A 16,182-nucleotide genomic window follows, 5' to 3' on the forward strand; every position below is an offset into this window, starting at 1 on the left:
TTACTGATGATTGAACGCCTGTGTGGCAAAACCCATCCGCGCACACAAGCCCGGGACAATCATAACACGCTGCCCGTTTGGGCCCTGAGATGCGTGAGTGAATGCGATTAAACTGCCTAACCAGGAAGCTTGTCGTCCACACCACAATCCACGGCCAAACTTCATGAGCTCTCTTGCCAAACCCAGGCCACGCCTGCTTCTCGTCGACGACGACCCGCTCATCATCGACACTTTGAGCAGCCTTCTGGCCGAGGATTTTGAAATCGTAAAAGCGGGTAATCGCGCCGACGCCATCGCGCTGCTGCGCACGTCCCAGCAACTGGCACAACTGGCTCTGATCGACCTTGGCCTGCCACCGCAGCGCAACTATCCGGACGAAGGCTTCGCACTGATCAGCGAACTGCTGGCACTCGACCCTGACTGCAAAATCATCGTGTTTTCAGGGCGTGACGAAGAGAGCTACGCACGGCAAGCACGCACCCTGGGCGCGCTCGAGTTTCTGGTCAAGCCCGTACAACTCAGCACGCTGCGCCAAGCTCTATGGCACGCATTGCAATCACGCGACAAGGCCCGTGCGCATCACAAGGATACGGCGCTCTCGCGCATCATCGGCGAGAGCCCCGCCATCGCCAAGACCAAAACCTTGCTGCAAGGCTTGGCGCAATCCCGCTTCCCGGTCCTGATCGAGGGCGAGTCGGGCGTCGGCAAGGAAATGGTAGCCCAAGCCCTGCATGAGCTCTCCACCGCGGCGAGCAAAGTCCCGCAGAGCTTCATTGCCCTCAACTGCGCGGCGATTTCACCTGGACTGATTGAATCGACCCTGTTCGGTCATGTGCGCGGCGCCTTTACTGGCGCACAAAGTGCCCAGGCGGGCTATTTTGAGGAAGCTGGCGAAGGCACCCTGTTTCTCGACGAGATCGGTGAATTGCCGCTGGAGCTGCAACCCAAACTTTTGCGCGCACTCGAAAACGGCGAATACCAGCGCGTGGGCGAAACCCGCAGCCACCGGGTACGGGCGCGCATCCTGGCGGCCACCAATCGCAATCTGCAGCGCGAGGTCCAAGCGGGCCGCTTCCGCGCCGATCTATTCCACCGCCTCTCGGTGCTGCGCGTACGCATACCGCCTTTGCGCGACACCGGCAACGACCGCGCACTACTACTGGAGCACTACCTCCAGTACTACAGCGCACAGATGAACACCCAGCCTTTCAGGCTCAGCCCCGAAGCCATGCGCAGCTGGCTGGCCTATGACTTTCCCGGAAATGTACGCGAGCTGCGCAATATCGTCATCCGCATGCTGACCCGCTACGCCGGCCAAATTGTCGGCGAGGCCGCACTGAAAGAGGAACTCGAAAGCGATCAGGACACTGCACCGGAGGAACAGATCTCGACGACCAGCACTGCCACCCTTCCATCGCTCAAGGAGCTGCCGGTGGGACAGCCGGAGATATCGGCGCTCGAAGGAGGTCTCAGCCTGCCGGCGATATTACGCCAGATAGAACGCGACTACATCGCAGCCGCCTTGCAGAAAAGCCGCGGCAATATGAGCCTCGCTGCCAAACTGCTGGGCATCAATCGCTCGACGCTCTACAACCGCATCGAGACACTGGAGCGCAATGGCGCAAGTTTCGGGAATAACACAGAAGGACCAGCGCCGGGCGGCAACTGATCAGGAAGGGGTCAGGGGCGCGAGTCGCGCGGCGTGGCCATCACGGCAGGCTGAGCCGCTTGGGCTTCGGACATCAGGCGGCGAGCGCCATTGAAGCGCTTGACCCAGTACTCGCTATCCATGTTTTCGACACGCACCACCCCACCCGAGGCGGGAGCATGCAGGAAACGGTTTTCACCCAGATAGATGCCGACATGCGAAAACGCGCGGCGCATGGTGTTGAAGAACACCAGATCACCGGGTTTGAGCTCTTCCTTATTGATGCGATCACCCAGCTTGGCCATCTCGGCCGCCGTGCGCGGCAGATTCAACCCCAAGGCATCACCAAAAACGCGGCGCACCAGACCGCTGCAGTCGAAACCGCCATCGGCCGGACCATCGCCACCCATGCGGTAACGAATGCCAAGGAAGGAAAAACCTTTGTCGAACAGGTTTTCAACGCCGCTACGCGTCGCCGTATAGACATCGCGCGCGCCGAGCACATAGCGCTGAACGATGTTGGGCTGGGCCGGCTGGGCAGGGGTCTCGTCAGCGCAAAGTGCGCCGGCAGACAGACTGCTCAGACAGATAACAAGGAAGATCTTGCGTAGCATAGGCCGCACTATAGTCGTACACGGCCTGGAGGTAAACCCGGTCGGACAAACGAGAAGGCCAAAGTAGGCATTTGCCGGACGAGCGTGAAGCCCGCCCGGCAAGCCTCTGCCGAGCGGCCGCTTACAAGATCTCGGCGGCGTGATCAGCCAGACGCGAACGCTCACCGCGCTGCAAAGTGATATGCCCGCTATGCGGCCAGCCCTTGAAACGATCGACGACATAGGTCAGACCCGAACTGCCTTCGGTGAGGTAAGGCGTATCGATCTGCGCAATATTGCCCAGACAGATCACCTTGGTGCCGGGTCCGGCACGGGTGATCAGGGTCTTCATCTGCTTGGGCGTGAGGTTCTGCGCTTCATCGATGATCAGGAACTTGTTGATGAAGGTGCGACCGCGCATGAAGTTGAGCGACTTGACCTTGATGCGCGTGCGGATCAGGTCGCGCGTTGCCGCCCGACCCCATTCACCGCCATAACCGCCGCCCTCTTCCGCGCCGCCATTGAGCACATCCAGATTGTCTTCGAGCGCGCCCATCCACGGCGCCATCTTCTCTTCCTCAGTGCCCGGCAGGAAGCCGATGTCCTCGCCAACCGGCACGGTCACGCGGGTCATGATGATCTCGGAGTAGCGCTTGGTTTCCAGCACTTGCGTGAGCCCGGCCGCCAGGGTCAGCAGGGTTTTGCCGGTACCGGCCTGACCCAGCAAGGTGATGAAGTCGACCTCGGGATTCATCAGCAGGTTGAGCGCAAAATTCTGCTCGCGATTGCGCGCGACGATGCCCCAGACATTGTTTTTCTGGTGCCCGTAGTCGATCAGGGTCTCGAATACCGCAGTCGGGCCGCTGCGCTGCTTGATGATAGCGTGCAGCGGCTTGTCACCATCCTGAAAGACCAGCTCGTTGACCGACATATCGGCACACAGCGGGCCCTTGACCTTGAAATAGGTGCGGCCGTTTTCCTTCCAGGACTCCATCTCCTTGCCGTGCGTCTCCCAGAAATCGTCGGGGAGCTCACGCATGCCGGTGTAAAGAAGATCGGTATCTTCCAGCACCTTGTCGTTGAAGTAGTCCTGCGCTTCGAGGCCCAGCGCGCGGGCCTTGATGCGCATATTGATGTCCTTGGAAACCAGGATCACCGAGCGATCAGCAAAGCGCTGGCTGAGGAACATCACCACCGCGAGGATCTGGTTGTCGGCCTTGGCCGTCGGCACGCCAGCCGGCAGGGTCGGATCAATCGCCTCGGTCTGCAGGAACAGCTTGCCGCTGGCCAGCTCCTTGGACGGTCCGCTGAGCGGAATGCCTTCGTCGATCCCGTTCGGGAAGGCCGAGACGATCTCGTCCATCATGCGGCTGGCCTGGCGCGCATTGCGCGAGACTTCCGACATGCCCTTCTTGTTGTTGTCGAGCTCTTCGAGCGTCATGATCGGCACGTAGATATCGTGCTCTTCGAAGCGATAAAGACTGGTCGGGTCGTGCATCAGCACATTGGTGTCGAGAACGAACAGCTTGGTGTTCGAGGCAGAGTCTGCCTTGGCGCCAGCGTGGTTGCGCTCGGCGGAGTTGCGCTTATTCGTAGCCATATCTCTCGTTTCGATTAATCCGTTGTTCGGTGAGCGCCGGCGTCTGTGTGCGGCGCTTGCGGTGAGGACATGTGCGCTTAAAGGGTTTTGACGAAATCCAGCACCTCCTTCGCGTGTCCCGCCACCTTGACCTTGCGCCATTCGCGCACCAGCTTGCCGTCCTTGTCGATGACGAAGGTGCTGCGCTCGATGCCCAGCACCTGTTTGCCGTACATGTTCTTCAGCTTGATCACGTCGAACAGCTTGCAGAGTGCCTCGTCACTATCCGAGAGCAGCTCGAAGGGCATGCACAGCTTGGCCTTGAAGCCCTCGTGCGACTTCACGCTATCGCGCGAAATACCAAAGATGACCGCGCCGGCCGCCGTAAACTCGGCATTGAGTGCGGTGAAGTCCTGGCCCTCGGTGGTACAGCCCGGCGTATTGTCTTTCGGATAGAAGTACAGGATGACAGTTTGACCGCGCAGCGCCGACAAGGTGACGGTCTGGCCACTGGTGGCGGCTACGGAAAAATCAGGAACGCTCTTGCCCAGCATGAAAACTCCTAGTGCTTGTATGGAGTCAGCCTAAACAGATTCCGCGTCGCCCGCAACAGCCCCCGGCAGTGGCATACTGATAGGCCCGATCAACAACTTGCCGAGCGCTGCGAGCTGCTTTCAAGCCTGCGCGTCGAGCAGCAAGGCGGCCGCGACGACGCGACCTTCGGAAGCCAGGATGTTGTAGGTGCGACACGCCGAGCCGGTATCCATGACTTCATAACCGATCTGCGCCTCAATCAGCGCGCGCAGCAAGGCTGGCTTGGGAAAGCGCTGGCGTGCGCCGGTGCCGATCAGCACCAGCGCCGGGTCGAGCGCGCGAATCTGCTGGAAATCCGCTGCCGTCAAGGCGTCGAAACCGCCCGGCGCCCAGCCTGTCACCAGTTTGTCAGGCATCACGATCAGACTGGCCGTGTAAGACTCACGATTGATGCCCAGGTGCGTGGCGTCGTAGCTTGTCACCAGTTGCAGGTCGGAAACCTCGTCGCGATAGAGCTTCATGGGTGGGATTCAAGATGGGGGCTTGTTATCATAAGCGTTTTCACGCCTCGGGTTTCGACGCCCGGGGCTTTTCAGTCTCGGCAGATTGCCGGGGGAGTCCATCATGAAGCACGGAAGCACTTTGCGCGTTGCCACGCCCGCCTTTGATCCCAAGAACAAGATGATCGCCAAGTCGGCCAAGCTGGCCAATGTCTGTTACGACATCCGCGGTCCTGTGCTCGAGCGAGCGCGCCAGATGGAAGACGAAGGCCAGCGCATCATCAAGCTGAACATCGGCAATGTCGCCGTGTTCGGCCTTGAGCCGCCCGAAGAGATCGTGCGCGACATGATCCGCAACCTGCCCGACTCCGCCGGTTACACCGACTCCAAGGGCTTGTTCGCGCCGCGCAAGGCGATCATGCATTACACCCAGCAAAAGGGGATCGCCAACGTCACCATCGACGACATCTATCTGGGCAATGGCGCCTCCGAGCTGATCGTGATGAGCATGAACGCCCTGCTCAATCCGGGCGACGAAGTGCTGATCCCGGCGCCCGACTACCCGCTCTATACCGCCGCAGTGGCGCTGTCGACCGGCACGCCGGTGCATTACATCTGTGATGAATCGGTCGGCTGGATGCCCGATATTGCCGACATGCGCAGCAAGATCACGCCGAATACGCGTGCCATCGTCGTCATCAACCCCAACAATCCGACCGGCGCGCTGTACCCGCGTGAAGTGCTCGAACAGATCGTGCAGGTGGCGCGCGAGCACCAGCTGATCATCTTCGCCGACGAGATCTATGACAAGACGCTGTACGACGATGCCGAACACGTCAGCATCGCTTCGCTGGCCGACGACGTACTGTTCCTCACTTTCAACGGCCTGTCGAAGAACTACCGGTCCTGTGGCTACCGCTCGGGCTGGATGATCGTTTCCGGCGACAAGCGCTATGCCCGCGATTACATCGAAGGCCTCAACATGCTCGCCTCGATGCGCCTGTGCGCCAACACGCCGGGCCAGCTGGCGATCCAGACCGCGCTGGGTGGCTACCAGAGCATCAATGATCTGGTCAAACCCGGCGGCCGCCTGCGTCGCCAGCGCGACCTCGCCTATGAATTGCTCAACGCCATTCCCGGCGTCAGCTGTGTCAAGCCGCAAGCGGCGCTGTACCTGTTCCCCAAGCTCGACCCGGCGATCTACCCGATCGAGGACGACCAGCAATTCATCCTCGAACTGCTGGAGGCCGAACGCGTGCTGCTGGTGCAAGGCACCGGCTTCAACTGGAAGAAGCCGGACCACTTCCGCGTCGTCTTCCTGCCGCATGAGGACGATCTGCGCGAAGCCATCGGCCGCATCGCCCGCTTCCTGGAGTCGTACCGCAAACGCCACGGCACCTGAAATCCATCACTTATTGCCCACACTCAGAAAAACAGCATGAAACCAATCAATGTAGGCCTACTCGGCATCGGCACCGTCGGCGGTGGCACCTGGACGGTGCTCTCGCGCAATGCAGAAGAAATCACCCGTCGCGCAGGTCGCCCGATCCGCATCACCACGGTGGCTGACCGCAATGTCGAGCTCGCCCGCAGCGTCACCGGCGGCGCCGCACGCGTCACCGCCGACGCCTTCGAGCTGGTGCGCGATCCGGAGATCGACATCGTCGTCGAGCTGATCGGCGGCTACACCGTGGCCAAGGAACTGGTCCTCGCGGCCATCGAGAACGGCAAGCACGTCGTCACCGCCAACAAGGCACTGCTGGCCGTACATGGCACCGAGATCTTCGCCGCGGCGCAAGCCAAGGGCGTGATGGTCGCCTTTGAAGCCGCGGTTGCCGGCGGCATTCCGATCATCAAGGCGCTGCGCGAAGGCCTGTCGGCCAACCGCATCCAGTGGATCGCCGGCATCATCAACGGCACCACCAACTTCATTCTCTCCGAGATGCGCGACAAGGGCCTGCCCTTTGCCGAGGTGCTCAAGCAAGCGCAAGCCCTGGGCTACGCCGAAGCCGATCCGACCTTCGACATCGAAGGCGTGGATGCCGCGCACAAGGCCACCCTGATGTCGGCCATCGCCTTCGGCATTCCGGTGCAATTCGACAAAGCCTATGTTGAAGGCATTACCAAGCTGGAAGCGACCGACATCAAATACGCCGAACAGCTGGGCTACCGCATCAAGCTGCTGGGCATCGCCAAACGCCGTGACCACGGCGTCGAGCTGCGCGTGCACCCGACCCTGATCCCCGCCAAGCGCCTGATCGCCAATGTCGAAGGCGCGATGAATGCCGTGCTGGTGCAAGGCGACGCTGTCGGCGCCACGCTCTACTACGGCAAGGGTGCCGGCGCCGAGCCGACCGCCTCCGCGGTGATCGCCGACCTCGTCGACGTGACGCGCCTGGCCACCGCCGACCCGGAAAACCGCGTTCCGCACCTGGCCTTCCAGGCCGATCAGCTGGCCGACCTGACTATCCTGCCGATCGAGCAGATCGAAACGGCCTACTACCTGCGCATGCGTGTCGAAGACAAGCCGGGCGTGCTCGCCGACATCACACGCATCCTCGCCGACAACGCCATCTCGATCGACGCCATGCTGCAGAAGGAGCCGGGCGAAGGCGAAGCGCAAACCGACATCGTGGTGCTCACTCACCGCACTGTTGAAGCGCAGGCCAATGCAGCGCTGGCGAGCATCGAAGCGCTGAGCACCGTGGTTGGCACGGTCAAGCGCATCCGCCTGGAAGAGCTGAGCTGATCATGCCGATGCAATACCTCTCGACGCGCGGCCAGGCTGCGCAAAAGTCCTTCACGCAAATCCTGCTCGGCGGGCTGATGGAAGACGGCGGCCTGGCGCTGCCGCTCGCCTATCCCACGCTGACGGCGGCCGAATTGACGGCGATGCGCGGCATGAACTACCGCGAGCTGGCCTTTGCGGTGTTGTCCAAATTTGCCGATGACATTCCGGCCGCAGATCTGCAAGCACTCGTCGACAAGACTTACACGGCTGCCGTGTATTGCAATGGCCGCCCGGACTCGAATGCCGAAGACATCACGCCGCTGCGCGAGATCGAGCCTGGCCTGTTCCTGCAGGAACTCTCGAACGGCCCGACCCTGGCGTTCAAGGACATGGCCATGCAGATGCTTGGCAACCTGTTCGAGTACGCATTGGGCAAGTCTGGCGAAACGCTGAATATCCTCGGCGCGACCTCGGGCGACACGGGTTCCTCGGCCGAATACGCGATGCGCGGCAAGCGCGGCGTGAAGGTGTTCATGCTCTCACCCTACGGCAAGATGAGCGCCTTCCAGACCGCACAGATGTTCTCGCTGCAAGACCCGAACATCTTCAACCTCGCGGTGCGCGGCGTGTTCGATGATGCGCAGGACATCGTCAAGGCCGTCTCCAACGATCTGGCATTCAAGGGCAAGCACCGCATCGGCACGGTCAATTCGATCAACTGGGCGCGCGTCGTCTCGCAGGTCGTGTACTACTTCAAGGGCTATTTTGCAGCGACGAAGTCCAATAGCGAACAGGTCGACTTCTCGGTGCCATCGGGCAACTTCGGCAACATCTGCGCCGGCCACATCGCACGCATGATGGGCCTGCCGATCCGCAAGCTGATCCTCGCCACCAACGAGAACGACGTGCTCGACGAGTTCTTCCGCAGCGGTGTTTATCGCCCGCGCGGCTCGGCCGAAACGCATCAGACCTCCAGCCCGTCAATGGACATTTCCAAGGCCTCGAACTTTGAGCGCTTCGTCTTCGACCTGGTCGGGCGCGATCCGGCGGTGGTACGCGAGCTCTGGGCTGCGGTGGACAAAGGCGGCGCCTTCGATCTGTCGAACACGCCCTACTTCCCGCGCATCGAGGAATTCGGCTTCGTTTCCGGCCGCAGCAGTCATGCTGATCGCATCGCGACGATTCGCCGCGTGTGGGAAAAACACCAGCTGATGATCGACACCCACACGGCCGACGGCCTCAAGGTGGGTCTGGAGCATCGCGAAGCAGGCGCTGCGCTGGTCGTGCTGGAAACAGCGCTGCCGACCAAGTTTGAGGAAACCATCGTCGAAGCGCTGGGCCAGAAACCCTGGCGCCCGGCCGCCTTCGCCAACATCGAAGCACTGCCGCAGCGCTCAACCGTGGTCGATGTCGACGTCCAGCAAGTCAAGGATTTCATCGTCGCCAACACCTGAGCCGGGTGCGAGGCGCAATAAAAAGGCCGGCGCATGCGCCGGCCTTTTTGCATTACAGAATCAGATCGGATCAGAGCGGCTTGATAGTGGAAGCCTGGCGCCCCTTGGGGCCTTGCTTGATTTCAAACTCGACGCGCTGCCCTTCCTTGAGGGAGCGGAAACCGCTGCCCTGCACCTCAGAGAAATGCGCAAACAGGTCTTCGCCACCTTGATCGGGGGTGATGAAGCCATAGCCCTTTGCATCGTTGAACCACTTGACGATTCCAGTTGCCATACAACATTCCTTACATACTGTGATGAACACCGGGCCCGCGCCCCCGCGAACCCTCCGCAGCAAACGAAAACCGGAAAGCAGTGCGACACTGGACTACAGCCACCAGGGGCGGCGTCGGGAAGTTCAACACCTAAGCAACCGCGCTTGCTCTCAAAAAGATAAGCCATGTGGATAAACGAATCAAGCGCTTACACCCGCCCAAACGGGTGTAAGCGCCTATCGTTTACCCTAGGCTAACGTTTATCAGCGCCAATGAACCGCATTCAGGTCGCTGCCAAAGCCTGCCATCACGCTGGCGCCAAAGCGTTTGGCGACGCGCTCGGCAAAGTTTTCATGCTGGGTGAAATCGCGCACATCCTCGGCCTTGATGACATCCCGCGCCACGCTATCGACCGTGCCGTAGCCATCTGCCAGACCGAGTTCGATACTCTTGGCGCCCGACCAGAACAGGCCCGAGAACATGTCCGGCGTCTCTTTCAGACGCTTGCCCCGCCCTTTGCGCACCACATCGATGAACTGTTGGTGAATTTCGTCGAGCATCGCGTGGGCGAACTCCACCTGTTCCGGGCTCTGCGGCAGGAAGGGATCGAGGAAAGCCTTGTTCTTGCCAGCCGTCAGCGAGCGGCGCTCGACGCCGACTTTCTGCATCAGCTCGGTAAAACCGAAACCATCCATGCGCACGCCAATCGAGCCGACGATGCTGGCCTTGTCGACGAAGATTTTGTCGGCCGCGGCGGCAATGTAATAGCCGCCCGAGGCGCAGATGTCTTCGACCACCACGTAGAGCGGGATGTTCGGATGCAGTTTGCGCAGACGGCCGATTTCATCATTGATGATGCCCGACTGAACCGGACTGCCGCCGGGGCTGTTGATGTGCAGGATCACGCCTGCCGTGCCCGCGTCGGCAAACGCATCATTGAGTGCGCTGTTGATCACCTCGGCACTGGCCTGGCCGCCGGCACCGATGGCGCCTTCAAGCTCGACCAGCGCGGTGTGCCGCCCGCCGCCGGCAACGGTCTTGCCGTCCTTGTCATGATGACCGGCGCCCCAGATCATCGCCACCACGACGCCGGCGTAGGCAAAACCCAGCAGCTTGAAGAAGATGCCCCAACGCCGACGCCGGCGCTGCTCCTTGAGACTCTCGAAGGCGAGCTTTTCGAGCACGCTGCGCTCCCAATGGGGTTCACTACTGGCGGACACTTCCTTGCCGGATTCACTCATGGATCAACTTTCAGGTAGATGGCGCCGTCACGCTCTTCAACCGCTACGGGCTGCAAGCCCTCTCCGCGGCAAGGCCCGCCTGCACAGCGCCCTGTTGCAGGTTCGTACAGCGCGCCATGGGTGGCGCACATCAAGTATAAACCGCTGTCATCGAAGAACCGGCCGGGCAGCCAATCGAGCTCGATCGGTACATGGGCACAGCGGTTGAGATAGGCCCGCGCGACGCCCTCGAAGCGCACCACGAAGGCGCTTTGCGCGCCATGCTCGGTCGGCAACTCGAAGCGTACGCCCTCACCGCCTTCTTGCACGGCATCAGCGCGGCAGATCAGGGATAGCATGCCAGCCACTCCGGCAGCGCCGACACATCCGGCAGCATCGCCAGATGCGGTTCGCGCTGCAATTGCTCAAGCGGATGCGCGCCGCAGCTGACCGCGACGGCCGCAGCGCCCGCATTGGCCGCCAGCTGCAAGTCGTGCGTGGTGTCACCGATCATCAGCACGCGCTGCGGCGCGACTTCCAGCTCGTCCATCAGCTCCAGCAACATTTGCGGGTCCGGCTTGGAAGCGGTCTCGTCGGCGCAGCGCGTGGCATCGAAATAGGCCTGCAAACCCGTTTGCGCCAGCGCGCGGTCGAGGCCCTGGCGCGCCTTGCCAGTCGCCACCGCCAGCTTGTAGCCCTGCGCGCGCAGGGCCGGCAGCAGTTCAGTCACGCCGGCAAACAAGGTGATCTCGCTGTCCCGCGTCAGGAAGTGATAGCGATAGCGACCGAGCAAAGCCTGATAACGCGCCTCGCTCTGCTGCGGAAACAACCAGGCCAGCGCCTGCATGAGCCCCAGGCCGATGACGTGCTGGGCGTCCTCCTGCGAGGGCACGGGCAGCTCCACATCGGCCGCGGCGCGCTGCAGGGAGCTGGAGATCAGCGCCGTGGAATCAATCAAGGTGCCATCCCAGTCGAAGGCGATCAGGTCAAACGCTCGGGTCATGTTCTATCTCAGCAATGCTCCGCGAGGAGCAGATTCAAATATCAGGGTGGGCGTGGGCCGCGGCCGGCGCACGGTAATCACGTTGTTCCGCCTGCTGCACGCCATCCAGGAAGCCCTGCAAATCGGCCGGCAGGGGCGCACGCAGCTGCAGCACCTCGCCGGAAACCGGATGCTGGAAGCACAGCAGCGCCGCATGCAGGAACATGCGCGGCAGGCCTTCCTTCATCAGCTGCTTGTTGAGCGGGAAGTTGCCGTACTTGTCGTCGCCCAGCAAAGGAAAGCCCAGATGCGCCAGATGCACACGGATCTGATGCGTGCGACCGGTCTTCAGTTCCACTTCAAGCAAGCTGTAGCGCTGCCAGCGCCCGACCAGCCGCATGATGCTGTGCGAGGGCTTGCCCTCGGGGCTGACGCGCACGCGGCGCTCACCGTCAGGCAAGAGGTACTTATGCAGCGCCAGCTTGACGTGCTGCAGCGGGTTCATCCAGCGCCCGCTAACCAGGGTGAGGTAGCGCTTCTCGATCTTGCCCGCGCGCATCTGGTCCTGCACATGATTGAGCGCGGCACGGCGCTTGCCGACGATCAGCAGGCCGGAGGTCTCACGGTCAAGCCGGTGCGCCAGCTCCAGAAAGCGTGCCTCGGGTCGCTGCGCACGCAGCTGTTCGATCAGGCCGAAGCTCACGCCGCTGCCGCCATGCACGGCCAGCCCGGCCGGCTTGTCGACCACCAGCAGATGCTCATCTTCAAACACGATGCGAAAATCACGCGCCGGAATGCTGGCCGGCGGCGCACTGTCCTGCTTCTGCGCCAGGCGCAGCGGCGGGATGCGCAACTCGTCGCCCGCCTGCACGCGGTAGGTCTGGCTGATGCGCCCGCCATTGACGCGCACCTCGCCGCTGCGCAGGATGCGATAGATGTGACTCTTGGGCACGCCCTTGCATTCGCGCAGCAAAAAGTTGTCGATCCGCTGACCCGCGTCCTCCTCGCTGACGAGCACGCGCTGGACCGCTGGAGCGGGCGACCGGACAGTATCTGCCGAGATGATTGCTGCTTTGCGTAAACTCACGTTCTTCCCATATACTGCAGGTGTTTTTCCGGACGAATATCCGGCGCGCTGTCCAACGAGCCCCGCAGGGATCCGGTCAGGATGGTAGCTGCCAAGCCGAAATTCACCGAACCCGACAGGCCAGCGGCCTGTTGATCGAGGCAAATGCCGACATTGTCGCGCTTCGCCACCGATCAGGGTTCCTGAGGAATCTTCGCCTGACGCGGCCCCTTCTGTTCCCGATTGTGCCCCAGTTGTCGCATAAGCGGCCGGCTGGCTCGCCGTTCAGTGCCCGGCTGGCCTGACAAACCAGCTGATCAGGATGATGGCGGAAAAACGATGGCCAGCGCGGAAAGTCCGCGATGGTATCCCAAACCACGTGCAAGCACGTGATTGAACGAAACATAGAAGAGCGCACGTCGCAGAATTTGCAGGACGCCCTGAACCGCAAGCAGATTGCAGCGTCAGGGTGTGCAATACAGAACGAGACCGATTGACCGATTTGCACCAGACCATGACGAACACGCTGTTCACCACAATCTGAGAAAAGTCAGGCAGCTGCCCGCGAGCAGCGCCGGTGTCGTTCCCCGCTCGTGCGCGGGAGAACTCAATGAAGCGCATGCTTTTCAATGCGACGCAGGCCGAAGAACTGCGCGTCGCGATTGTTGATGGTCAGAAACTGATCGACCTCGACATCGAATCGGCCACCAAGGAACAACGCAAGAGCAACATCTACAAAGGCGTCATCACCCGCATCGAGCCCAGCCTCGAAGCGGCCTTTGTCGATTACGGCGAAGAACGCCACGGCTTCCTGCCGTTCAAGGAAGTCTCCCGCTCCTACTTCCGCGAAGGCGTCGAAGCCTCGCGCGCCACCATCAAGGAAGCCCTGCGCGAAGGCCAGGAGCTGATCGTCCAGGTCGAAAAAGAAGAACGTGGCAACAAGGGCGCGGCCCTCACCACCTTCGTCTCGCTGGCCGGCCGTTACCTCGTGCTGATGCCCAACAACCCGCGTGGCGGTGGCGTTTCGCGCCGCGTCGAGGGCGATGATCGCGCCGAGCTGCGCGAAGCCATGGACACCCTCGAAGTGCCCAGCGGCATGAGCCTGATCGCCCGCACCGCCGCCATCGGCCACGCTGCCGAAGAGCTGCAGTGGGACTTGAACTACCTGATGCAACTGTGGAACGCCATCGATGGCGCGGCCAAGTCGCAGAACGGCGCTTTCCTGATCTATCAGGAAGGCAGCCTGGTGATCCGCGCCGTGCGCGATTACTTCCAGCCGGACATCGGCGAGATCCTCATCGACACCGACGAGATCTACGAACAAGCCCGCGCCTTCATGGGCACCGTGATGCCGGACAACCTGCACCGCGTGAAGCGCTATCGCGACGATGTGCCGCTGTTCTCGCGCTTCCAGATCGAACACCAGATCGAATCGGCTTATTCACGCCAGGTGAATCTGCCCTCGGGCGGCGCCATCGTGATCGACCACACCGAAGCGCTGGTCTCGGTCGACGTCAACTCGGGTCGTGCCACCAAGGGCAGCGATATCGAAGAAACCGCGCTGCGCACCAACTGTGAAGCGGCCGACGAAATCGCCCGCCAGCTGCGCCTGCGCGACTTGGGCGGCCTGATCGTGATCGACTTCATCGACATGGAAAACGCGCGCAATCAGCGCGAAGTCGAGAACCGTCTGCGTGACGCCTTGCGCTTTGACCGTGCGCGGGTGCAAACCGGCAAGATCAGCCGCTTCGGCCTGCTCGAACTGTCGCGTCAGCGCCTGCGTCCGGCGCTCGCCGAAACCAGCTACATCACCTGCCCGCGCTGTACCGGCACCGGCCACATCCGTTCCACCGAATCGGCTGCGCTGCACATCCTGCGCATCCTCGAAGAGGAATCGATGAAGGAAAACACCGGCGCCCTGCACCTGCAAGTGCCGGTCGACGTGGCCACCTTCCTGCTCAATGAGAAGCGCGTCGACATCGCCAAGATCGAGCTGCGTCACCGCGTCAATCTGCTGATCATCCCCAATCGCCACCTCGAAACGCCGCAGCACGAGATCGTGCGCCTGCGTCACGACCAGCTCAATCTTGAAGATCAGAGCGTGCCGAGCTACCGCATGGCTGCCGCACCGAGCGAGCCGAGCTACACGCCGCCCTCGGCCAATCTGGAAGCCAAGGCTGGCCGCCAGGAAGCCGCCATCAAGAGCATCACGCCGGACCAGCCCGCACCTGTTGTCGAGCCGCGCAGCGCAGCGCCGCGCAAGCAGGAAGAAGCCAGCGTCAGCAAGCCTGGCCTGCTCGCCCGCATCGCCGCCTGGTTCAAGGGCCCCAGCCTTGCCGCACCCGAACCGGTTGCCGCGCCGCGCGCAGCGAAGGGCCGTGGTGACGCACGTCGTCGCGATGGCGAACGCAAGCCGCGCGATGCACAAAGCAACAAGCCGCGTGAGGAACGCAAGCCGCGCAATGAGGAACGTGCGCCGCGTGAAGAGCGCAAGGAACGCGCACCGCGTCCGGTCGAAGCTGGCGCAGCCGCCCGCCCCGGCAATGGCGAGCGCAACCGCAATCGCGAGAACGTCGAAGCCGTGGTCAGCGCCGCACCGGCAGCCGCTGAGGCACAAGCCAGCCGTCCGCCGCGCGAGCGCCGCGAACGCGCACCGCGCGAGGCTCGCGAGCCGCGCGAAGTGCGTGAAGCACGCGAAGCCGCCGCACCGGCAGCCGCCGCGCCGCTTGAGCAGAACGAACAGCTGGCCAGCGCAGCACCGCTCGCCGCCGTGAGCGACGAGCAGAACAATGCGCAAGCCAATGGCGAACGTGAAGGCGGTCGCCGCCGCAACCGCCGTGGTCGTGGTGGCCGCGGTCGTGGCGAAGCCGGCAGCGCAGCGGGCGAAGAGAATGGCAGCTTCCGCGCCGTGGCCGATGAAGCCATGGCCGAAGCCGCAGCCGAACTCAAATCGGTCAGCGATGTGCTGCAACAGCAAGAACTGGGCTTTGGCAGCGCACCCGAAGTGACGGCAGAAGCCGCCGCCCAAGCGCCGGCAGAAACGCCGCTGAGCGTGGAAGCCCCGCAAGCACCGCTCAGCCCTGTTGCTGAACTGCAAGCAGTGGCTGAAGTGGCGACGCCGGTCGCCAGTGAGACGCCGGCGGAAGCCGCGCCTGCCGTGGCAGAAGCGAGCGTCGCCGCAGCCGCTGTCGAAACCCTTGTCGAAGCGCCGGTGACGGAAGCGCCGGTCGCCGAGGCTCCTGTAGCCCCTGTGGCCGCAGCACCGGTCTTCGTTGCAGAGGTCGCAGAAGTCGCGCCTGCTGCCGAAGTGCCGGCCGCGCCGGAAGTTGTCGCCGCAGCGGAACCCGTTGCAGCGCCGGTCGTGCAGAGCTCGCCGGTGACGGCGCCGAAGCTGCCGATCGATCTGAGCGCGATCATCGCCGCCAGCGATCTGCAAATGGTCGAAACGGTGAACCAGGCGCAAACACCGCCGCGCGTGGCCGAGCCGGTGCGACTGGGCCGTACGCCGCGCCGTGCTACGCCGCCCTCGCTGCAGGACGAACCGCTGCAACAGGTCGAAACGCGTAACTAAATCGCGATGTAGTCAGATCACCAAGGGCCGCTGATGCGGCCCTTGGCCAT

The 16,182-nt window shown here is 62.4% G+C and carries 15 protein-coding genes; 5 read left to right on the top strand and 10 right to left on the bottom strand.

Annotated elements, in window-relative coordinates:
* Positions 1-163: 163 nt before the first annotated feature.
* Positions 164-1,669 carry a sigma-54-dependent transcriptional regulator gene (locus tag ABDB84_RS10970; RefSeq protein WP_345919770.1) on the top strand — a complete coding sequence of 502 codons (1,506 nt, stop codon included), beginning with the start codon at positions 164-166 and terminating at the stop codon, positions 1,667-1,669.
* Positions 1,670-1,680: 11 nt separating this feature from the next.
* Here the strand turns inward: ABDB84_RS10970 and ABDB84_RS10975 are convergent, their stop codons facing one another.
* The 4 genes from ABDB84_RS10975 to ABDB84_RS10990 form a co-directional block, all read right to left on the bottom strand.
* The gene (locus tag ABDB84_RS10975) at positions 1,681-2,262 is read right to left on the bottom strand and encodes a C40 family peptidase (RefSeq protein WP_345919771.1); all 582 of its coding nucleotides are present in this window, start codon (positions 2,260-2,262) and stop codon (positions 1,681-1,683) included.
* A gap of 121 nt (positions 2,263-2,383) precedes the next feature.
* Positions 2,384-3,841 carry a PhoH family protein gene (locus tag ABDB84_RS10980; RefSeq protein WP_345919772.1) on the bottom strand — a complete coding sequence of 486 codons (1,458 nt, stop codon included), beginning with the start codon at positions 3,839-3,841 and terminating at the stop codon, positions 2,384-2,386.
* A 77-nt stretch (positions 3,842-3,918) separates the two neighbouring features.
* Positions 3,919-4,374, bottom strand: a complete 456-nt coding sequence (locus ABDB84_RS10985; RefSeq protein ID WP_345919773.1) for a peroxiredoxin — start codon at positions 4,372-4,374, stop codon at positions 3,919-3,921.
* 120 nt (positions 4,375-4,494) lie between these two features.
* A complete protein-coding gene (locus ABDB84_RS10990; RefSeq protein WP_345919774.1) occupies positions 4,495-4,875 on the bottom strand; it encodes an Mth938-like domain-containing protein in 381 nt (126 codons plus the stop codon).
* 103 nt (positions 4,876-4,978) lie between these two features.
* Here ABDB84_RS10990 and ABDB84_RS10995 point away from each other — a divergent pair, with 103 nt between their 5' ends.
* The 3 genes from ABDB84_RS10995 to thrC are packed head-to-tail and all read left to right on the top strand — an operon-like array spanning position 4,979 to position 9,039.
* The gene (locus tag ABDB84_RS10995) at positions 4,979-6,256 is read left to right on the top strand and encodes a pyridoxal phosphate-dependent aminotransferase (protein ID WP_345919775.1); all 1,278 of its coding nucleotides are present in this window, start codon (positions 4,979-4,981) and stop codon (positions 6,254-6,256) included.
* 36 nt (positions 6,257-6,292) lie between these two features.
* Entirely contained in the window at positions 6,293-7,603 is a 1,311-nt protein-coding gene (locus tag ABDB84_RS11000) for a homoserine dehydrogenase (RefSeq protein ID WP_345919776.1), read from the top strand.
* Between the two features lie 8 nt (positions 7,604-7,611).
* On the top strand, positions 7,612-9,039 hold the full coding sequence (gene thrC, locus ABDB84_RS11005; RefSeq protein ID WP_345919956.1) for a threonine synthase: 1,428 nt from the start codon (positions 7,612-7,614) through the stop codon (positions 9,037-9,039).
* 70 nt (positions 9,040-9,109) lie between these two features.
* On the opposite strand, the gene ABDB84_RS11010 is transcribed toward thrC, so the two are convergent.
* The 6 genes from ABDB84_RS11010 to ABDB84_RS11035 all read right to left on the bottom strand — a co-directional run bounded on the left by ABDB84_RS11010 (position 9,110) and on the right by ABDB84_RS11035 (position 12,752).
* The gene (locus tag ABDB84_RS11010; protein WP_345919777.1) at positions 9,110-9,313 is read right to left on the bottom strand and encodes a cold-shock protein; all 204 of its coding nucleotides are present in this window, start codon (positions 9,311-9,313) and stop codon (positions 9,110-9,112) included.
* Between the two features lie 243 nt (positions 9,314-9,556).
* On the bottom strand, positions 9,557-10,534 hold the full coding sequence (locus ABDB84_RS11015) for a S49 family peptidase (protein ID WP_345919778.1): 978 nt from the start codon (positions 10,532-10,534) through the stop codon (positions 9,557-9,559).
* The gene (locus ABDB84_RS11020) at positions 10,531-10,872 is read right to left on the bottom strand and encodes a Rieske (2Fe-2S) protein (RefSeq protein WP_345919779.1); all 342 of its coding nucleotides are present in this window, start codon (positions 10,870-10,872) and stop codon (positions 10,531-10,533) included. Before ABDB84_RS11020 ends, ABDB84_RS11015 begins: the two co-directional genes overlap by 4 nt.
* Positions 10,860-11,516, bottom strand: a complete 657-nt coding sequence (locus ABDB84_RS11025) for an HAD-IIIA family hydrolase (protein ID WP_345919780.1) — start codon at positions 11,514-11,516, stop codon at positions 10,860-10,862. Before ABDB84_RS11025 ends, ABDB84_RS11020 begins: the two co-directional genes overlap by 13 nt.
* 34 nt (positions 11,517-11,550) lie before the next feature.
* Positions 11,551-12,513 carry an RluA family pseudouridine synthase gene (locus ABDB84_RS11030; protein ID WP_345919781.1) on the bottom strand — a complete coding sequence of 321 codons (963 nt, stop codon included), beginning with the start codon at positions 12,511-12,513 and terminating at the stop codon, positions 11,551-11,553.
* Between the two features lie 65 nt (positions 12,514-12,578).
* Positions 12,579-12,752 (bottom strand): hypothetical protein, encoded by a 174-nt coding sequence (locus ABDB84_RS11035; RefSeq protein ID WP_345919782.1) that lies wholly within the window; start codon positions 12,750-12,752, stop codon positions 12,579-12,581.
* A gap of 419 nt (positions 12,753-13,171) precedes the next feature.
* Here ABDB84_RS11035 and ABDB84_RS11040 point away from each other — a divergent pair, with 419 nt between their 5' ends.
* A complete protein-coding gene (locus tag ABDB84_RS11040) occupies positions 13,172-16,132 on the top strand; it encodes an Rne/Rng family ribonuclease (RefSeq protein ID WP_345919783.1) in 2,961 nt (986 codons plus the stop codon).
* The last annotated feature ends 50 nt before the right edge of the window (positions 16,133-16,182 follow it).

Origin of the sequence: Uliginosibacterium sediminicola (assembly GCF_039631295.1) — a bacterium.
GTDB lineage: Bacteria > Pseudomonadota > Gammaproteobacteria > Burkholderiales > Rhodocyclaceae > Viridibacterium > Viridibacterium sediminicola.

Coding starts and splice junctions, on each gene's coding strand:
- ABDB84_RS10975 (WP_345919771.1), bottom strand. CDS start 2,262: ATGCTACGCAAGATCTTCCTTGTTATCTGTCTGAGCAGTCTGTCTGCC.
- ABDB84_RS11020 (WP_345919779.1), bottom strand. CDS start 10,872: ATGCTATCCCTGATCTGCCGCGCTGATGCCGTGCAAGAAGGCGGTGAG.
- ABDB84_RS10970 (WP_345919770.1), top strand. CDS start 164: ATGAGCTCTCTTGCCAAACCCAGGCCACGCCTGCTTCTCGTCGACGAC.
- ABDB84_RS10980 (WP_345919772.1), bottom strand. CDS start 3,841: ATGGCTACGAATAAGCGCAACTCCGCCGAGCGCAACCACGCTGGCGCC.
- ABDB84_RS11025 (WP_345919780.1), bottom strand. CDS start 11,516: ATGACCCGAGCGTTTGACCTGATCGCCTTCGACTGGGATGGCACCTTG.
- ABDB84_RS10995 (WP_345919775.1), top strand. CDS start 4,979: ATGAAGCACGGAAGCACTTTGCGCGTTGCCACGCCCGCCTTTGATCCC.
- thrC (WP_345919956.1), top strand. CDS start 7,612: ATGCAATACCTCTCGACGCGCGGCCAGGCTGCGCAAAAGTCCTTCACG.
- ABDB84_RS11015 (WP_345919778.1), bottom strand. CDS start 10,534: ATGAGTGAATCCGGCAAGGAAGTGTCCGCCAGTAGTGAACCCCATTGG.
- ABDB84_RS11040 (WP_345919783.1), top strand. CDS start 13,172: ATGAAGCGCATGCTTTTCAATGCGACGCAGGCCGAAGAACTGCGCGTC.
- ABDB84_RS10985 (WP_345919773.1), bottom strand. CDS start 4,374: ATGCTGGGCAAGAGCGTTCCTGATTTTTCCGTAGCCGCCACCAGTGGC.
- ABDB84_RS11000 (WP_345919776.1), top strand. CDS start 6,293: ATGAAACCAATCAATGTAGGCCTACTCGGCATCGGCACCGTCGGCGGT.
- ABDB84_RS10990 (WP_345919774.1), bottom strand. CDS start 4,875: ATGAAGCTCTATCGCGACGAGGTTTCCGACCTGCAACTGGTGACAAGC.
- ABDB84_RS11010 (WP_345919777.1), bottom strand. CDS start 9,313: ATGGCAACTGGAATCGTCAAGTGGTTCAACGATGCAAAGGGCTATGGC.